This window comes from Tenacibaculum sp. XPcli2-G (assembly GCF_024124505.1).
Taxonomy (GTDB): domain Bacteria; phylum Bacteroidota; class Bacteroidia; order Flavobacteriales; family Flavobacteriaceae; genus Polaribacter; species Polaribacter mesophilus.
Genome location: NZ_JAMXSH010000008.1, coordinates 1 through 19207 on the forward strand (window position 1 = coordinate 1; position 19207 = coordinate 19207).

Annotated in this window: 13 protein-coding genes and 1 rRNA gene; 8 read left to right on the top strand and 6 right to left on the bottom strand. The window is 30.5% G+C overall.

The annotated features are described in order from the left end of the window. The 3 genes from rrf to NH341_RS14625 form a co-directional block, all read left to right on the top strand. Positions 1 to 86, top strand: a 5S ribosomal RNA gene (gene rrf / locus NH341_RS14615); the annotation flags it as partial. A gap of 461 nt (positions 87 to 547) precedes the next feature. Next, positions 548 to 1387 carry an AraC family transcriptional regulator gene (locus tag NH341_RS14620; protein WP_253057364.1) on the top strand — a complete coding sequence of 280 codons (840 nt, stop codon included), beginning with the start codon at positions 548 to 550 and terminating at the stop codon, positions 1385 to 1387. A gap of 104 nt (positions 1388 to 1491) precedes the next feature. Then, positions 1492 to 2742: a nuclear transport factor 2 family protein gene (locus tag NH341_RS14625; protein WP_253057365.1), complete on the top strand. Its 1251-nt coding sequence runs from the start codon at positions 1492 to 1494 to the stop codon at positions 2740 to 2742. 65 nt (positions 2743 to 2807) lie between these two features. Here NH341_RS14625 and NH341_RS14630 read toward each other — a convergent pair whose 3' ends face one another. From NH341_RS14630 to tsaD, 6 genes are all read right to left on the bottom strand, one after another. Continuing rightward, positions 2808 to 4439, bottom strand: a complete 1632-nt coding sequence (locus tag NH341_RS14630; RefSeq protein ID WP_253057367.1) for a pyruvate dehydrogenase complex dihydrolipoamide acetyltransferase — start codon at positions 4437 to 4439, stop codon at positions 2808 to 2810. 3 nt (positions 4440 to 4442) lie between these two features. Further along, positions 4443 to 5438 (bottom strand): pyruvate dehydrogenase (acetyl-transferring) E1 component subunit alpha, encoded by a 996-nt coding sequence (gene pdhA, locus NH341_RS14635; RefSeq protein WP_047790615.1) that lies wholly within the window; start codon positions 5436 to 5438, stop codon positions 4443 to 4445. 142 nt (positions 5439 to 5580) lie between these two features. Continuing rightward, on the bottom strand, positions 5581 to 6255 hold the full coding sequence (locus NH341_RS14640) for a hypothetical protein (RefSeq protein ID WP_231128425.1): 675 nt from the start codon (positions 6253 to 6255) through the stop codon (positions 5581 to 5583). A gap of 67 nt (positions 6256 to 6322) precedes the next feature. Beyond that, a complete protein-coding gene (locus tag NH341_RS14645) occupies positions 6323 to 6988 on the bottom strand; it encodes a M15 family metallopeptidase (RefSeq protein ID WP_253057369.1) in 666 nt (221 codons plus the stop codon). 57 nt (positions 6989 to 7045) lie between these two features. Then, positions 7046 to 8899 (bottom strand): LTA synthase family protein, encoded by a 1854-nt coding sequence (locus NH341_RS14650; protein ID WP_253057371.1) that lies wholly within the window; start codon positions 8897 to 8899, stop codon positions 7046 to 7048. A 17-nt stretch (positions 8900 to 8916) separates the two neighbouring features. Next, positions 8917 to 9945 carry a tRNA (adenosine(37)-N6)-threonylcarbamoyltransferase complex transferase subunit TsaD gene (gene tsaD / locus NH341_RS14655; protein WP_239180373.1) on the bottom strand — a complete coding sequence of 343 codons (1029 nt, stop codon included), beginning with the start codon at positions 9943 to 9945 and terminating at the stop codon, positions 8917 to 8919. 227 nt (positions 9946 to 10172) lie between these two features. Between tsaD and NH341_RS14660 the strand changes: the two genes are divergently transcribed. The 5 genes from NH341_RS14660 to NH341_RS14680 all read left to right on the top strand — a co-directional run bounded on the left by NH341_RS14660 (position 10173) and on the right by NH341_RS14680 (position 19182). Continuing rightward, positions 10173 to 14531: a translocation/assembly module TamB domain-containing protein gene (locus NH341_RS14660; protein WP_253057373.1), complete on the top strand. Its 4359-nt coding sequence runs from the start codon at positions 10173 to 10175 to the stop codon at positions 14529 to 14531. A 13-nt stretch (positions 14532 to 14544) separates the two neighbouring features. Beyond that, positions 14545 to 15468 carry a DUF368 domain-containing protein gene (locus NH341_RS14665; protein WP_047790619.1) on the top strand — a complete coding sequence of 308 codons (924 nt, stop codon included), beginning with the start codon at positions 14545 to 14547 and terminating at the stop codon, positions 15466 to 15468. A 33-nt stretch (positions 15469 to 15501) separates the two neighbouring features. Then, on the top strand, positions 15502 to 16509 hold the full coding sequence (locus tag NH341_RS14670; RefSeq protein WP_239180369.1) for a DUF368 domain-containing protein: 1008 nt from the start codon (positions 15502 to 15504) through the stop codon (positions 16507 to 16509). Next, entirely contained in the window at positions 16490 to 17251 is a 762-nt protein-coding gene (locus NH341_RS14675; protein WP_239180367.1) for a shikimate dehydrogenase, read from the top strand. The genes NH341_RS14670 and NH341_RS14675 overlap by 20 nt, the downstream gene beginning before the upstream one ends. An 86-nt stretch (positions 17252 to 17337) precedes the next feature. Further along, positions 17338 to 19182, top strand: coding sequence for a DUF349 domain-containing protein (locus NH341_RS14680; protein WP_253057375.1), 1845 nt, complete (start codon positions 17338 to 17340; stop codon positions 19180 to 19182). The last annotated feature ends 25 nt before the right edge of the window (positions 19183 to 19207 follow it).

The following is a 19207-nucleotide window of genomic DNA, read 5'->3' on the forward strand; positions in this document are numbered from 1 at the left end:
TCACCTCTTACCATTCCGAACAGAGAAGTTAAGCCCATTAGCGCCGATGGTACTGCCAATGGTGGGAGAGTAGGTCGTTGCCTTTCTTTATCAAACCTCAATCTTTTAAAGATTGAGGTTTTTTTTTGATCTTTATTTTCGAGGGTATTATTGTAGTAAAAGCACGTTATACTGAATCAACTCACCTTATTGAATCTTCACTAAAGAAGATGTCACTATAGAAATGCCTACCGCGTAGTTTTTAATCCTTTTCCCGTTATTTTTATAATTATAAAAGAAGTAATTATACTAAATAAGATTTGTACATTGAAATTTGTTTTTTAATATTTACGTTTTAGAAATACGAAATGAGTTTACATAACGAAGTTTATTTTTTATTTGTTCTTTAGGGGTTTTTAATGGTTTTTTAGTTAGCATTTATTTTTTATTGCTAGATAAAACAAAGAGAGTATCTAACTTTATATTGGGATTGTTAGTTTTCTTTGTTACCATTAGAATAGGCAAATCAGTTTATACAATATTTACCCCCAAAGAAGAAAGAAATTTATTGCTCATACAAATAGGTTTATCAGCTTGTTTTTTAATAGGTGTTTCGCTATACTTTTACTTAAAAGCATCTGTATTTAAAAAGAAGGTGATTCCATTAAAATGGATACTTCATTTTCTTTTATTATTTCTAGTAGTAATTATTGTTGGTGTTATAAAGCCTTACTCAAGTAATATTCTTTTTTGGAACGCATATTTTGTTAAGTTTATTTATTTTGTTTGGGGTGTTTATATAGTATTATCAGTATTTATTTTAAAAGATATTTTTAGAAAGGTGTTTTCTAATGTAAGTTGTAACACTTCTGAAATATGGTTATTAGCTTTTTATATAAGTAGTTTACTAATTTATTTAGCCTATATAGTCGGTTACTTTTACTTTATAGGAACTGTTACTTTTTCAATAGTTTTTTATGGATTAATACTACTTTTCCTTTCAAAGAAAAATAGAGAGTCTATTTTTAAAGATTTACCAGAAAAATACTCTGCAAAAAAGATTGAAAGTAAAGAAGCTGATTCTTTAAAATTTCAATTAGATGCTTTAATGAAAGAAGAAGAGTTGTATAAAAATACAGCTATAAAACTGTCTGATATTTCAGTTAAAATAGTAGTGTCTTCTCATAAATTATCGCAATTTCTAAATGATAACCTTGGAAAAAGCTTTGCAACATTCTTGAATGAGTACAGAATTGAGGAGGCGAAGAAACTATTGAAAGAGAATCATAAAATTACTTTAGAAAATATTGGTTTTGAAGCTGGTTTTTCTTCAAAATCAAACTTTTATGCTACCTTTAAAAAGGTTGTTGGGCAAACTCCAGCTCAATATCAAAAGCAGTTTTTATAAGGTTTTTAGTACAGAATTATAATTTAGGACGCCTAAATTATAGGACATCATTAAAAAGGAAGATTGTTTTAAGAGGTTTGAATTCAAATTAAAAACCTTTTAAAATGAAATTTATATGTACAGCAGTAGTGTCTTTCTTTTTTCTGTTTAGTTTTTCACAAGAAAAAGAAGATACTAAAGGGAAACTTCTAGTTAGTATTTATGGAAGTAAACAACAGAAAGTAATTAACTACGGCAAGAGTTTTATGTCTGACGACCGTTTGTTTTATAAAAGTTTAAATCGTCCAGATGTTAATCTACCTCATTCTGATAAAGAATTGATTGAACAGACGCTTAATAATTATATTGAAGGAAGTTCTTTTAATAAAATGAATACTCTTAAAAACTCTTTTTACAAATATGTAACATTTTATTTAACAGGAAAAGATGGCTTTAAACAGTTTAGTACTGAAGAATATTCAAATTTTTTTTCATCAAACAAAAAGGGAGAGTTTAATGGTAGGACAGGAGAGATCATTTCAGTTGATATAACGAATGATATTGCTACGGCAAAAGTTGAAATCTTAATACCTAATCGTAAATGGAGGTTTGTAGATCTTTTTTTACTGAAGAAGTTTGCGAATAATTGGAAAATTATAAGTAAAACCGCAACTAGAGAAGCTTCTTATGAGACAGGAAATAAAATCTTATTTGTGGTTTCTAATACAGATTATTATGTAGGTACTAATATACCAACAGGAAATAGTTTTGATGAAATAGTATTGGCTTATAAAATGTTTACGGAAGCTGCGTTTAATATAGATATTATTAGTCCAAAAGGAGGTGCAATTCCTTTAAAATATGTGGATACATCTGAAAAGAATAAGAAAAAATACTTGTATGATAATGACTTTATCTATGCTTTAAAAACGACTAAAAAAACAACAGAAGTTCATTCGTCTAGCTATAAAGCAATTTATTATGTGGGAGGTGGAAGTGCTATGTTTAATGTACCTAAGAATAAGGAAATACAAAAAATAGCTATGGATATTTATGAAAAGCAAGAAGGTGTTATCAGTGCAGTGTGTCATGGTACTGCTGGAATTGTTTTTCTAAAGAAAAGTGACGGTGAGTATGTGGTAAAAAACAAGCGAGTAAATGGGTTTTCTGAAGATCATGAAAAGAAAGAAAAAGAATATTTTAAAAGTTTTTCTTTTTTAATAAGAAAAACAGTTGAAGATCATGGAGGAAAGTTCTTTTTTTCAGATGTAGCAGATGAACATGTAGAAGTGGATGGAAGGTTAGTAACTGGTCAAAATCCAGCGTCGGTACCTAAATTGGTAAGAGAGGTAATTAATATTATTAACTCCAAATAAAGTAGATTTGATTTCATAAAAAAAACTCACCAAAGGTGAGTTTTTTATTTATAATTTATTGAATATTAAGCTAACATTGTAACTGGATTCTCTAAATAAGTTTTTAAGGTTTGTAAAAACTGAGCTCCAACAGCACCGTCAACCGTTCTGTGGTCACATGCTAAGGTTAACTTCATAGTGTTTCCAACCACTATTTCTCCGTTTTTCACTACTGGTTTTTGTACAATTGCACCTACCGATAAAATAGCAGAATTAGGTTGATTGATAATTGAAGTAAAGCTTTCAATACCAAACATTCCTAAGTTAGATACCGTAAACGTACTTCCTTGCATTTCGTTAGGAGTTAGTTTTTTATTTCTAGCTTTTGACGCTAATTGACGAACTTCAATATCTATTTGATTGATATTCATGTAATCTGTATTACGAAGAACAGGTACAACTAAACCTTCAGGTACAGCAACGGCTACACCTATATTTATATGTTTATTGTATATTGTTACATCATCATTCCAAGTAGTATTAACTTGAGGGTGTCTTCTTAATGCCATAGCAGAAGCTTTAACCACCATATCATTAAAAGATACTTTTGTTTCTGGCATCTGATTAATAATCTTTCTAGATTCAATAGCATTGTCCATATCTACCTCTATGTTTAAGTAGAAATGAGGAGCGGAGAATTTAGAATTAGCTAGTGCTTTAGCAATAGCTTTACGCATTTGAGAATTTTTAACTTCCTCTATAGATTCACCTGCTGCAGTAGTAAAATTAGTTACTGCTGATGGAGTTGTAGCTGTACTTGTAGCTAAAGGAGCTTCAACTTTAGCAGCTGGACTATAGTTTTCAACATCTTTTTTGATGATACGACCATTTTCTCCAGAACCTTTAATATCTGCTAAATTAATTCCTTTGTCTTTAGCAATTTTCTTAGCTAAAGGGGAAGCAAAAATACGTCCACCTTTATTATTTGATGCAGTTTCTACTGGAGTAGTTACTGTTTCTGTTTTATTTTCTTCAATTGCTTTAGGAGCTTCTTCTTGTTTTTCAGAAGAGTTGTTATTTAAAGTACCTGCTTTATGAGCTTCTACTAATGATGAAACATCAGTACCAGCTTCACCAATGATAGCTAATAAACTATCTACAGGAGCACTTTCACCTTCTTGAACACCGATATGTAACAAAGTACCTTCATTGAAAGATTCGAACTCCATTGTAGCTTTATCAGTTTCAATTTCAGCTAAAATATCACCTTCTTCAACTTTATCACCTACTTTTTTTAACCAAGAAGCAACGGTACCTTCAGTCATTGTATCACTTAAACGAGGCATGGTTACCATTTTTACTCCTTCAGGAATAGCAGTATTTGTAGATGTTGCTTTGGGCTCTTCAGTTTTAGGTTCTTCTGATTTTGTTTCAGCAGAAGCGGAAGTGTTTCCATTTAATAATGCTGAAAAATCTTCTCCTTCTTCACCAATAATAGCTAATAAACTATCAACAGGAGCTGTTTCGCCTTCTTGAACTCCGATATGTAATAAAGTTCCTTCATGGAAAGACTCGAATTCCATTGTAGCTTTATCAGTTTCGATTTCAGCTAAAATATCACCTTCTTCAACTTTATCACCTACTTTTTTTAACCAAGAAGCTACCACTCCTTCTTCCATTGTATCGCTTAAGCGAGGCATGTTTATAATTGTAGCCATAGTTTACTTAGATTTTATAAATGGATAATCTTCTTGTTCATATACCATATCATATAATTGATTAAGCTCTGGATATGGAGAATCTTCTGCGAATTTTTCACATTCCTTAACCATATCTTTTACTTCTTTATCAATTGCTTTGATCTCATCTTCTGTAGCGTACTCTTTTTCTTTGATGACATCTAAAACTTGAGTGATAGGATCTATTTTTTTATACTCTTCAACTTCGTCTTTTGTACGATAATGTTGAGCATCTGACATAGAGTGACCTCTATATCGGTATGTTTTCATTTCTAAGAAAGTAGGACCATCACCACGACGAGCTCTTTGAATAGCTTCATCTACAGCTTCAGCTACTTTGATAGGGTTCATTCCATCAACAGGTCCACAAGGCATTTCATAACCTAAGCCTAATTTCCATATATCAGTATGGTTTGCAGTTCTTTCGACAGAAGTTCCCATAGCATATCCATTATTTTCTACAATAAATACTACTGGTAATTTCCAGTTCATAGCCATGTTAAAAGTTTCATGTAAAGAACCTTGACGTGCAGCTCCATCACCAAAATAACATAAAGTAACAGCATCGCTACCTTTGTATTTATCTCCAAAAGCGATACCAGCACCTAATGGAATTTGTCCTCCTACAATTCCGTGACCACCATAGAAACGGTATTCTTTAGAGAAGATGTGCATAGAACCTCCCATACCATGAGAAGTACCTGTAGCTTTACCATATAACTCTGCCATAACACGTTTTGGATCTTCACCCATACCAATTGGTTGAACGTGATTACGATAAGCAGTAATCATTTTATCTTTAGTCAAATCCATTGCATGTAATGAACCGGCTAAAACAGCCTCTTGACCGTTGTATAAGTGTAAAAAACCTCTTACTTTTTGTTGAATGTAAACTGCAGCTAGCTTATCTTCGAATTTTCTCCAAAATAGCATGTCTCTATACCAATTGATATAGGTTTCTTTGGTGATTTTCTTCATTATATACTTAGTTGTTTATTTAAATGTTTGTTTGCTTTACTTATTACAAAACGTAGCTACAAAAATAAGTAGTTTTTAGTAATTTAAAAAAAGTTATTACTAAAAGTTGAAGAAAGGTTTTTGGAGAAGTGTAAAGGTGTAATTATTGTTCTTTAGCTACAATTATAGTGGCTTTAGCACCTGTAGCTAAATTCCACTCATTAGATGAAATTAACATACCTGCATCGTTATAAATTTTAAATGCGGCTGTGTTTGGACCAGAGGTACCTTGGTTTAAAGCTACAATTTTTATAGTGTTGATTCCTTTATCTAGAGGAATATTAAAGGACTGATAGCGTTGTCTTAGTATAAGGTTGCTAACAACAGGTACATCATTTATATAGATGGTAACCTTATCTCCGTCAGGATATTGATAATCCCTACAAATAATGTTAACACTTTTTGATTTAGTACTAAAACTCCCTAAATCCTGATCAATAACAGGATATTGATACATTCCATTTATTTGTTTGAATGATTTTAAGTATTGTTCTTCTGCAATTTTAGCTTTAGTTAAGATTCCTTTATTTTCTAAATCTCTTTGAGCTTGTTTTTTTTGAAGTTCTTTTTGTTGTTCTTTATGTGCAGTTTTAAATCCATTGTTATTGTCAAAATCTAACGCTTTAGGTTTTTTTACTTCTTTAACAGGTGCAGTTATAACACCAAAAGCAGAATTTCCCTTTTTTTTACCATTAACAGAACCATCCATTTGTGCAAGAACATTGGATGTAACGCTACATAAAAAAATGATTACAAGTGTTGGTATTATTTTCATCATTGTAAATAAATCTAAGCAAATATAATGCCGATTTTTAAGTGATTTTAAAATAAAGGATTAAAACTAGTTATTTTACAGGAAAATCAAAAAAGGTTTTAGGGAAAGGTTCTCCTCTTAGGGTAAAATGCCACCATTCTTTACTGTAAGGTCTAAAACCATGTTTACGCATTACAGTTTGTAATAGTTGTCTGTTCTTTTTTTGTTGTTTAGTAAGTTTTTCATAGGTGATATGAGATGAAACTCCAAAAAAGTCATACGGACTTCCCATATCTAACTCTTCGCCTGTTTCTAGGCGTATAATTGTTAAATCTACAGTGCTTCCTCTTGAATGACCAGATTTTGAAGAAATATATCCCTTTTTAAATAAATGACGTTTATTAACCTCAGGATAGTATTGTTGTTTCATTAATGTATCATTCATTACTCGAGCCCATTTTACAAAATGATTTACTGCTGTTTGAGGACGGTAAGCATCATAAATTTTTAAACCTAATTTTTGATTTGCTAACTCATTTTGGACTTTTTTTAAAGCTTTAGCAGTAGGGGTGGTAGCTATAAGAATATTTTCTTCATATCCATTAACAGGGACCCCCATAAAGTTGTTAGTATGACAATATCTTAATTCCACTTGTATTGTAGGAGACACTTCTTTTATATATGTAAAACCTTCAGGTAATTTTTGAGACTGAATGCTTAAAGCGGCAAGTAAAAATAACGATAAAATCCATTTCATAGGGTAAAAGTAATGAAATGGATTTTAACAGTTTCTCTCTTAATGAAAGATTAACTTTTATTTATCTAAAAAATCTTGATAAGCGTTTTGACTAATAGCTCTTCCTAAAGAATCTAAATGTTGATAACTACCTTCTTGTATTACAGGTTTTTTGCTTACATAATCGTATACAAAGGTTCCGTTTTTAGAAACTGTACCAAATCCTTTATTAAACACATAATGTGCATATTGATTTTCAGAATTATTAAAAATATTTTTTCCAAACTGAAATTTTTCTGGATTACCTCCTAATATGTCAGTTAAAGTATATGCTAAATCACTTTGAGCGCTAAAATTATTAACAGTAATACCTGTTTTGTTGAGAGCACCACCTAACCAAACCATAGGAATTTGAAATCTTTTAGGGGAGTTAAAATAACCTTTGTGTTTAGGTAATGGATGTCCATGGTCAGATAAAATAATAACCAAAGTGTTATTCCACCAAGGTTGTTTTTTAGCTTTGTGAATAAACTTACCTATAGCTTTGTCTGTATATGCTTGTGCACTTCTGTATAAATTTTCTACAGAACCTTTACCAAATTTATATTCACCAGGGAACTCGTAAGGTTCGTGACTGGTTAATGTTAAAGCTACTTCAAAAAAAGGTTCTTTAAGGGTAGGAGAAGATAAATCTTTCATAAATCGGTCTAAAAAGATGTGATCATGCGCTCCCCATTTCGAATTCCAGTTTTCTTTGTCAAATTCAGTTCCATCAACAATTTTATCTATTTGACCATTACGTAAATAGGTAATCATATTCCCAAAATTACTATCCCCACCATAATAAAAACTAGTATTGTACCCTAATTTTTTCATCTCTTTGGTGAGTATAGGTAGCTTTCTTGCTTTGTATGGAATTTTCATGATGCTTTTTGTAGGCTGAGGATAATAGCCACTTAAAATAGCAGGAACCCCTTTATCTGTCCTGTCTCCATTTCCATAGAAATTAGTAAACAAAATACCTTCTTTAGCTAGTTTGTTTAGGTTTATAGTAACATCAGGTTCACCTCCTAATGCACCAACTGCTTTAGCAGAGAGACTTTCCCAAATAAGTAAAATGACATTTGGTTTTTTAGTATTTAAGATAGAATCTGTATTAGCTGTTAAAAGCTGATTTTTAGTTTTGTTGATGATGTTTTTAGCAATATCTTTTTTATAGTGAACATACGGGTTTTTGCCGTCGGTTTTATGAGTAATTGTATTAGCAAAGTTCCAGATAAAATTTACCGCAGCATGATTTGCAAACATATTTTTAGAGAAGTATACGTTACTTTGATTAATAGGAATGTTGGCAAAACCACCTCGTATAGGAATTATTAAGCTAGCAATTAATAATAAAAATATAGGAGCTTCTAAAAAATGCTTCTTATTCAACTTTTTAAGAACTTTGTTCAATATCTTATTAAAACAGTAAATAGTAATTACCGAAAGTAATCCCCAAGCAAAAAGTCCGCCAACTAATTGTAAAGTACTTACAGAAGCCAACATTGCTTTAGGAGTATTAATGTAATTTAAGACAGTAACATCTATACGAACTCCCCAGAATTTATACAAGGAAATATCCGTTAACATAAACAAGTTAATAACTAAAAGAATAGGGAAAGTATACCCTTTAATAATATAACCAATAATTCTTCTAGGAATCCATATTGATAGCAAAATAATTAGAAAAGGAATAGCAGCCAAGTATGCAGCAAAAGAAAAATCTAATTGAATACCATACACGAATGTTTTTAGCGTAGTGATAAAACTTAATTCAGAGGTTTTATCAAAATAATATATTAAAAATAAAAGACGGGCAAGTAAAAAGTATACTACCCATAGAAAATAATATGTAAAACTAAATAAGATTCTATTTTTAAAATTAGTCATTCTAGTTTGAAAAAGGTTTACTCTGTAACTTTTAAACGAGCTTTAGCTGTTACAGAAATATCTGAATAATCGTTGTTTAAATATTTTAAATACCCTGCAATGGCAATCATAGCAGCATTATCAGTGGTATACTCAAACTTTGGAATATATGTTGTCCATCCCCAATGTTTTTCAGCTAAAATTAAACGTTTTCGTATTTCTGAGTTAGCAGAAACACCACCAGCAATAGCTATGTGCTTAATACCAGTTTGTTTTATAGTATTTTTAAGCTTATCCATCAAAATTTCAATAATAGTGTATTGAATAGAAGCACAGATGTCATTAAGGTTTTCTTTGATGAAATTGGGGTTTTCTTTTACGTTTTTTTGAATAAAGTATAAGATTCCAGTTTTTAATCCGCTAAAACTAAATTCTAAGTCACCAACTTTAGGCTTGGTAAATTTAAAAGCTTTAGGGTTTCCTAATTGCGCATATTTATCAATTAAAGGTCCACCTGGATAAGGCAGACCTAAAATTTTAGCAGATTTATCAAAAGCTTCCCCAACAGCATCGTCAATTGTTTCACCTAAAATTTCCATTTCAAAATGATTGGTAATTTTTACAATTTGCGTGTGTCCACCGCTAATTGTTAAACAAACGAATGGAAAAGGAGGTATTCTACTTCCTTCTTCATCAATAAAATGAGCTAAAATATGTGCCTGCATATGGTTAACATCTATCAAAGGAATGTTTAACCCTAAGGCTAAAGACTTAGCAAAAGAAGTACCAACCAGTAATGAGCCCATTAACCCTGGGCCACGAGTAAAAGCAATTGCATTTAAATCGTTTTTAGTTATACCAGCTTGTTCAATAGCTTGTTGCACAACAGGAACAATGTTTTGTTGATGTGCTCTTGACGCTAATTCAGGAACTACACCACCATATTTAGCATGTACTTCTTGGTTTGCTACGATATTACTTAATACCTTTCCGTTACAAATTATTGAAGCACTTGTATCATCACAAGAGCTCTCAATACCTAAAATATAGATGTTTTTTGCACTCAAATCTTTTCTGATTTAGAGGACAAAAATATTGATATTACGTTAGATTTTAGTTAAAAAAAACATTTCTTTAAAATAAGGCAGCATTTTTGCTGTTTGCTGATTACTTTTGTTAAATAAGATTATAAATAAAGGAAGTTATTAAAAGATTAGGAAACATAATAGGTAAAATACTAAAGTATACAGTACTTTTTTTACTCTTGCTTTTTATTTTACTATCTCTCCCTTTTGTGCAAAGTCAACTTGCTAAACAAGCAACTAATTGGGTGAATAAAGAATTTAATACTAATATAGTTGTAAAAAAAATTGATTTGTCTTGGTTGGGAAGTGTCCAGTTAAAAGAAATTGAGATTAGAGACCACCACAAAGACACTTTAATATTTGTGAATAATCTAACTACTTCTTTACAAAATGCTAAACGTATATTAGAAAATCAAGTAGATTTAGGAGAAGCTTCTTTAAGTGGCGTTCATTTTTATATGAAAACATATAAAGGTGAAAAGAATGATAACATGTCTATTTTTATAGATAGTTTTGAAGACGGAAAACCTAAAGATAGTTTAGCTGCACCGTTTGTTCTTAAAAGTGATAAAATTTCTTTAGATGATTTAACTTTTAAGTTAATGGATGAAAATAAACAAGACCCTCTTGAATTTGCAGCGTATAAAGCAGGAGCCGAATTAGATGATTTTTCTATTATAGGCCCTGATGTTTCTATGAAAATAAGAAACATGTACTTTACTGAAAACAGGGGAGTAAATGTATCAAACCTAGCTACCGATTTTACATATACAAAATCCTTTATGGATTTTAGTAATACAATTTTAGCAACAGACAATGACACAAAATTGCAAGCAGAAGTTAAATTTACCTATAATCGAAAAGATTTTGTAAACTTTAATGATAAAGTTAGGATAAAGGCTAAATTTCAAGAAAGTGTAGTCTCTGTAAGAGATTTAAACAAACTATATAGTGAAATTGGCGGACACGATTTTCTTTATATAAGTGGAGATATTGATGGTGTTTTGAATAATTTTAGTGCTAGTAATGTAAGAGTACACTCAAAAGGAGGTATGAGAATTATTGGAGACATGGGGTTTGTTAACGCAGTTAAAACTAGTAGGGGTTTTGTATTTGATGCGAACTTAGACAATCTTACAGCAAATTATTATCAACTAAGAAATGTACTACCAAATTTATTAGGAAGAACATTGCCAACAGAATTTCAAAGACTAGGAAATTTTACTTTGAATGGAATAGTAAGAGTAACTCCACAACAAATGGATGCTACAGTATCAGTAAAATCAGAAATTGGAACCGCAATTTCTGATCTTCAATTAACCAATATTGATAATATTGATAAATCTGAGTATACAGGAGAGGTAGAGTTTAAAAATTTTGATCTTGGAGTCTTTGCTAATGATCCTGTATTAGGAACTGTTTCATTAAAAGCGGATGTTAATGGGAGTGGGTTTAATGTAGATAATGTAAACACCATAATAATAGGAAAAGTAAGTAGTTTATTCTTTAATGAGTATGAATACAAAAACTTACAAGTAAATGGACAGTTTCAAAATAAAAAGTTTGACGGTTTACTTAATGCGGATGATGATAACTTTAAGTTGAAATTTGAAGGACTAGCAGATTTTTCATCAGAGATTAACAAATTTGATTTTATCGCTGATGTTGATAGAATTGATTTAAAAAAGACAAATTTGTTTACCCGTGATAGTATTTCTGAATTAAAAGGGAATATTAATTTAAATATTTCAGGAAATACATTTGATGATATTATTGGTAAAGCAACGTTTAAAAACTTAATCTACACAAATCAAAAACAAAGTTACCCATTCAAGAGCTTTGAGGTAAATTCATCAGTAAAAGATAGTATAAAAACTATTGAAGTAAATTCATCAGATATTGTAAAAGGATCTCTTAAAGGTAAATTTTCTTTCGAAGAGTTGTTACCTATCACTCAAAATGCTTTAGGTAGTGTGTATACAAACTATCGTCCGCATGAAGTAGCGCCAAACCAGTTTTTAGATTTTGACTTTACAATTTATAATCAAATTATAGATGTTTTTTCACCAAATATTTCTATAGGAAAGAATACACGATTAAAAGGACGTATTAATTCAGATAAAAACTCATTAAAACTAACGTTTGAGTCTCCAGAAATAAACGCGTATAAAAATATAATAGAAGGAGTGGTGTTAAGATTAGATAATAAAAACCCGCTTTATAGTACTCACTTAACTGCAAATAAGGTGAATACAAAATATTATAACATTGAGAAATTAAACTTGTTAAACCGTACCAAAAATGATACGCTATTCTTTAAGTCTGTTTTTAAAGGAGGAAAAAATTATGAAGAAAGTTTTAGTTTAGATTTTTTCTATACAATCAATGAACTTCAAAAATCTGTAGTAGGAATTCAAAAATCGAAGCTATATTACAAGGGGTTTGATTGGGAAGTAAATCCAAATGATGATAAAAATAACAAAGTAACATTTGATTTACAAAAAGATGAATTTACAATCAGCCCATTTATTTTGAAATCGGGAGAACAAAGAATCGATTTCAAAGGAGTTTTAAGAGATAGTACTTACAAAGATTTTCAAGCAGATTTTAATAAAGTTAAATTAGCTAGCTTTTTACCCCCTATCGATAGTTTAAAATTAGATGGTAAATTAAATGGACAATTAGCATTTAAACAAGAAAATGAAACGATAGCTCCAGTTGGTAATTTATACATAGAGAATTTTGACATTAATAATTATTCGCAAGGAAATTTGGCGTTAAATGTTACGGGAGATAATTCTTATGAAAAATACAATGTTAATCTATCTCTAGAAAATAAAAATGCAAAAAACATATCTGCTACTGGTGGAATTGATTTTTCAAAGGATAGGCCAATTATAGATTTAGATATTTACTTGAAAGAATATGATATTGCTGCTTTCAGTCCATTAGGAGAAGATGTATTGTCTAAACTAAGAGGAAAAGTAACAGGAGATTTTACAGCAACAGGTTATTTAAGAAATCCTGATTTTAAAGGAGTTTTAAATTTTGAAAATGCAGGATTAGCTTTTCCGTATTTAAATGTAGATTTTGATCTTAAAGGAAATACAAGTGTTGTTTTAGACAAACAAGAATTTATACTAAAAGACATAATCTTAGAGGATACAAAGTATCTTACACAAGGAGGTTTATCTGGGAGTATTGTACATCAAAACTTTAAAGATTGGTTTTTAAATTTTGATATCAATACACAAAATTTACTGATTTTAGACACACAAGAAACTGAAGAATCTCAGTATTATGGAACAGGTTTTTTAAATGGAGAAGCTAAAATTAGAGGGCTTACTAGCTTTTTAGATATTGAGGTTAACGGAAAAACAAACAAAGGAACTTTATTTGTAATTCCATTAAGTGATGTTAAAACAATTGATAATTACAAGTTAATTAGATTTAAAACAGGAGAAGAAGAAGAAGGAACTAAAGGAAAAGTTATTGGAGATATTAAAGGTCTTGACTTAAGACTTAATCTAGCCGTAACAAAAGATGCTGTAGCACAAGTTGTAATAGATAAAGTTTCAGGAAGTGAGTTAAAAGGAAGTGGAGAAGGAAACCTTAGAATTGATATTGATACACGAGGTAAGTTTAATATGTTTGGAGACTTTACGGTAGATAATGGTTTTTATAATTTTAAGTATGCAGGAATAACAAAACCCTTTATTGTACAAAAAGGAGGAACTATTTCTTGGAATGGAGATCCTTATGAAGCCGATTTAGATATAACAGCAGTATATAGAACCAAAGCAAACCCAGCACAGTTATTAGATAACATTAATTCAAATCGTAAGATTCCAATTGATTTATACACCAAAATTACAGGAGGTCTATTTAGTTCAAAACAAGAGTTTGATATTAAAATACCAAATGCAAACTCAACAGTAAGTTCTGAGTTAGAATTTATTTTAAATGAGAATGACTTAAACACTAAAATGCAGCACTTTTCATTTTTGTTAGCCTTCGGTACATTTTATAATCCAGATGCTATTGGAAGTAGTGCAAGTTCAGGAATTACAGGAACAGCTTCAGAAATAGCTTCAGGAATTTTGACAAATATGTTAAATAGCGATGGAAATAAATTTCAGTTAGGAGTAGGATATACACAAGGAGATAGAGGAGATGTAGACAACCTTAATTCAGACGATCAAGTAGATGTATCTGTATCAACGCAATTAAGTGATAGAGTATTGGTTAATGGTAAAGTAGGAGTTCCTGTTGGAGCTAATACACAAACCAGTGTAGTGGGAGAAGTAAAAGTAGAGGTCCTTTTAAATGAAGAAGGTAATTTAAGAGGTACAGTATTTAATCGCCAAAATGAAGTGCAATATTCCACAGAAGAAGAAGGATATACACAAGGAGTAGGGATTTCTTATCAAGTTAACTTTAATAATTTACGTGACTTGGGGAAAAAATTAGGGTTAAATAAAAAAGAAAAGAAGAAAGAAGTAAAAAAAGATACCTTAAAACCAAAGAAAAAAGGATTGATAAATTTTAAATCAAAAGAGAAAAAATAACCAAACTATTTTTATGAATAGAACTATTAAAGATTACTTCGTAATCATGTTAAAGGGAATTGCTATGGGAGCAGCTGATGTGGTTCCAGGTGTTTCAGGAGGTACCATTGCGTTTATTTCAGGAATTTATGAAGAACTACTAGGTTCTATTAGTAATATTAACTTAAAGTTACTTAAAACTTTAAAAAAAGAAGGTTTTAAATCAGCTTGGAAACAAGTAAATGGTAACTTTTTAGTAACTCTTTTTGTTGGAATTTTTATTAGTATCGTTTCGTTAGCAAAAATGATTTCTTGGTTATTAATGCACCATCCAGTTTTAGTATGGTCTTTTTTCTTTGGGTTAGTATTAGCAAGTGTTATTTACATAGCAAAACAAGTTACTCAATGGAATCTCGCTTCAGGAATTTTACTAATGTTGGGAGCTATATTAGCTTATTACATCACAACGCTAAATCCGTTGGTTTCAGAAAACTCTTCAATGTCATTTATGTTTTTAGCAGGGGCAATAGCAATTTGCGCTATGATTTTACCAGGTATATCAGGATCTTTTATACTAGTATTATTAGGAGCCTATAAACCAGTATTAGCAGCCGTAAACAACCGTGATTTAACAACTATAACAGTTGTTGGTTTAGGAGCGATTGTAGGTTTATTACTTTTTTCAAGAGTTTTAAAGTATCTGTTTGAAAACTATAAAAACCATACTCTCGTTGTCTTAACAGGGTTTATAATAGGGTCATTAAACAAAATTTGGCCTTGGAAGAAAGTATTGACATACAGAACCAATTCACACGGAGAACAAATCCCTTTTAATGAGTTATCTATTTCACCATTTTCCTACGATGGAAATCCACAATTAATGTATGCAATAATCTTAGCCTTAATTGGTTTTGCACTTATTTTATTGCTAGAAAAATTAGCAGTAAAAAAGCACTAGAAAATAACTAACTTAGCGTTCTAATCAAACCGCATGTATAAAGAGCGCACGCTATCACAAAAAATAACCCTTTTTTTAAAAGGCTTGATAATGGGAGGAGCCAACAAGGTACCAGGAGTCTCAGGGGGCATGGTAGCTTTTGTAATGGGGTTTTATGAAGAGCTTATTTATACTTTTCAAAGAATCAATGGTAAAGCTTTTAAACTGTTGTTTAATGGACGTTTTAAAAGTTTTGCAACCTATACCAATTTACAATTTTTAGTTTGGGTAATGGCAGGAAGTATGTTCAGCTACTTCAGTGTATCTCTTATTTTAGATTATTTCTTGAAAAATTACGAACTGTATGTATGGTCATGGTTTTTTGGAATGATTATAGGCTCTATTTATTATATATCGAAAGATTTTAGAGAATGGAAACTTAAAACAGTTTTAGGACTATTTATTGGAGCATCAGTTGGAATCTCTATTAGTTTTATGACACCCGCCACAGAAAATGATAATCTTTGGTTTGTCTTCTTATGTGGTATTATAGGAGTTTCAGGAATGACATTACCAGGACTTTCAGGCTCATTTATTCTTATATTATTAGGAAACTATGTTTTGTTGTTAGTAGATAGTGTAAATGTATTAGGCAATGTAATTACAAATCTATTGTCTGGAAACTTTGAAGTACTGAATGATCAAGTAAAAGTTCGTTACTTAAAAATTATAGGAGTTTTTACAGCAGGTTCAGCTTTTGGGCTTGTGTCTATTTCACATGTTTTAGGGTATGTTTTAAAAAGATGGCATGAAATTGTAACAGCAATTATTATAGGTTTTATTACTGGGTCATTAGGTGTTGTTTGGCCATGGAAAGAAACTATTTATAAAAAAGAAGCAGGTGTGTTTTTGCTTGATCAGAGTGGGAACAAAATTATAGAAAATTACCAGAGATTTATACCCAATTTTAACAATCAAGAAACATGGGTTTCTATAGGATTCATTATTATTGGAATTGCATTAATACTAATTATTGATTTTTATGACCAAAAAAGAAAATAAGCATTTATATGCTTTAGTAGGAAAGAACATTTCGTACTCATTTTCTCGCGGATATTTTACCGAAAAATTTGAAAAATTAGATTTAAAAAATCATGAGTATATCAATTTTGATATTCAATCAATACATGAACTACCTGAAAAAATAAAAGAAAATAAAAAACGCTTAAAAGGAATGAATGTTACGATTCCATATAAGTTAGATGTTTTTAATTTTTTAGATAGAATAGACAAGAAAGCTCTAAAAGTAGGAGCAGTTAATACTATTAAAATAACCAAGAAAGGGAGATTAAAAGGATATAATACTGATGTGTATGGGTTTAAAAAATCATTAAAACCATTAGTAAAGAAATATCATAAAAGAGCCTTGATATTGGGAACAGGTGGGGCATCTAAGGCTGTAGCCTATGTATTTGAAAGCTTAGGAGTGAAATATAAATATGTATCTAGAACTCCTGAAGGAAAAAAGCAAATCTCCTATCAAGATATAGGTAAAGAACTTATAGAATCACATTATATAATTGTAAATTGTACACCGTTAGGTACACATCCAAACGTAGAGAACTGTCCAGATATTCCATATAAATTTTTATCAGATAAACATTTATTATACGATTTAATATATAATCCGTCAGAAACTACTTTTTTACGTAAAGGTAAAGAGCAGGGAGCAACTATAAAAAATGGATTAGAGATGTTAGAGCTACAAGCAGAAAAAGCTTGGAAAATATGGAATAATAGCTAAAATTTTAAAAACTAAAATAAAATTTGCTATTCTCTAAGAATCCTTATCTTTATAATCTAAATCAAAGGAACTTAAACATTGTAGATATGTTAGAAAACAACGAAGAGAAAGTAGAAAAGCCAATCACAGAAGAGCAATCAAAGGTTAGTAGGGAAACTGAAAATGCAGTTAATGAAGTTGAAAATGAAGTAGCCAATGAATCTGAAAAAGCAGATGAAAAGCACGAAATACCTATGCTTGATTATGCTTCGATGGAGCTAGAAAAATTGGTAGATGAATTAAAAAAATTACTAAAAAGCCATCCAATTCAACAATTAAAATCAAATGTAGATGCTATTAAAACAGCGTTTAACTCAAAGTTTGGGGCTTTATTAGCAAAGAAAAAAGAGGCATTTTTGGCAGATGGAGGAAATTCTATAGATTTTCAGTTTTCTAGCCCAGTAAAAACAGAATACAATAAGTTATTAGGTGAATATAAATCCAAGCGTGATGCTTACTATTCTCAATTAGAAAAACAATTAAAAGAAAACTTAGAGAGACGAAATAATTTAATTGAAGAGTTAAAGACTTTAATTAAAGATGCTGACCCAAAAACGATGTATAATGATTTTCAAGAAATTCAAAATCGTTGGAAAAGTGTTGGAGCTGTGCCTAAAACAAAGTATAATGATACCTGGAGAACATATCATCATCATGTAGAACGTTTTTACGATTTACTACATTTAAATAAAGACTTTAGAGAGTTAGATTTTAAACATAACCTTGAAGAAAAACTACGACTAATTGAAAGAGCAGAAGCTTTAAATGATGTAGAAGACGTTAATGTAGCTTTTAAAGAGTTACAAGAATTACATCGTATGTGGAAAGAAGATGTAGGACCTGTGTCAAGAGAACATAGAGAAGATGTTTGGGGAAGGTTTAGTGAAGCAACTAAAAAAATTCATGACAGACGTCATCAGCATTACAGAGAATTAAAGTCAAAGCATCAAGAAATGATTGATGCAAAACTAGCTGTTGCAGCAGAAATAAAAGCGTACGATACATCAAGCAATAAAACACACAACGACTGGCAAAAAAGTATTGTAGAAATAGAAAAACTACGAAAAAAATACTTTGACATAGGAAAATTACCTTACAGTAAGAGCGAAGCTGTTTGGCAAGAGTTTAAAGCAGCAACTAAAAAGTTTAACTCAGCTAAAAATGCATTTTACAAGCATGAAAAAAGTGCACAAAACGAGAACTTAAGGAAGAAAATGGAATTGGTAGAGCTTGCAGAAAGCTTAAAAGATAGTGAAGACTGGAGTGAAACTACCAATACTATGAAGCGTATTCAAGCAGATTGGAAAAAAATAGGACATGTGCCTAGAAAATTTTCTGACGATATCTGGAAAAAATTCAAAAATGCTTGTAATTACTATTTTGATAGATTACACGCCCATAAGAATGAAGAAAATAAAGAACAATTAGTAGTAGTAGAGGCTAAGAAAGAATTTGTAGAGCAAATTAAAGTTGCTGAAATTTCTACCGAAGAAGATGTAGAAAAAGCCTTAGCAGATTGGAGAGCACTAGGAGCATTGCCAAGAAATGCACGTTATTTGGATGAAAAATTCAACAAAGCAATGGATGCACATCTCGATAAATTGGATATGAGCAGAATTGATATTGAAATGATGAAGTTTAAAGGCGTTGTAGATACATATTTAGCACAAGAAGACTATAGAAAATTAGATAGTGAACAGTTCTTTATTAGAAAAAAAATAGATGAAACTGTACGAGAAATGCAACAGTTAGAAAACAATTTAAGCTTTATTTCAAACGCTACAGAAGATAATCCTTTAGTACAAAATGTACGTAAAGGAATCCAAGAATTTAAAGACCAGTTAGATCTTTGGCAAGAAAAACTAGACTACTTAAAAAGATTAGATTATTAAAAACAATATAATAATCATTAAAAAC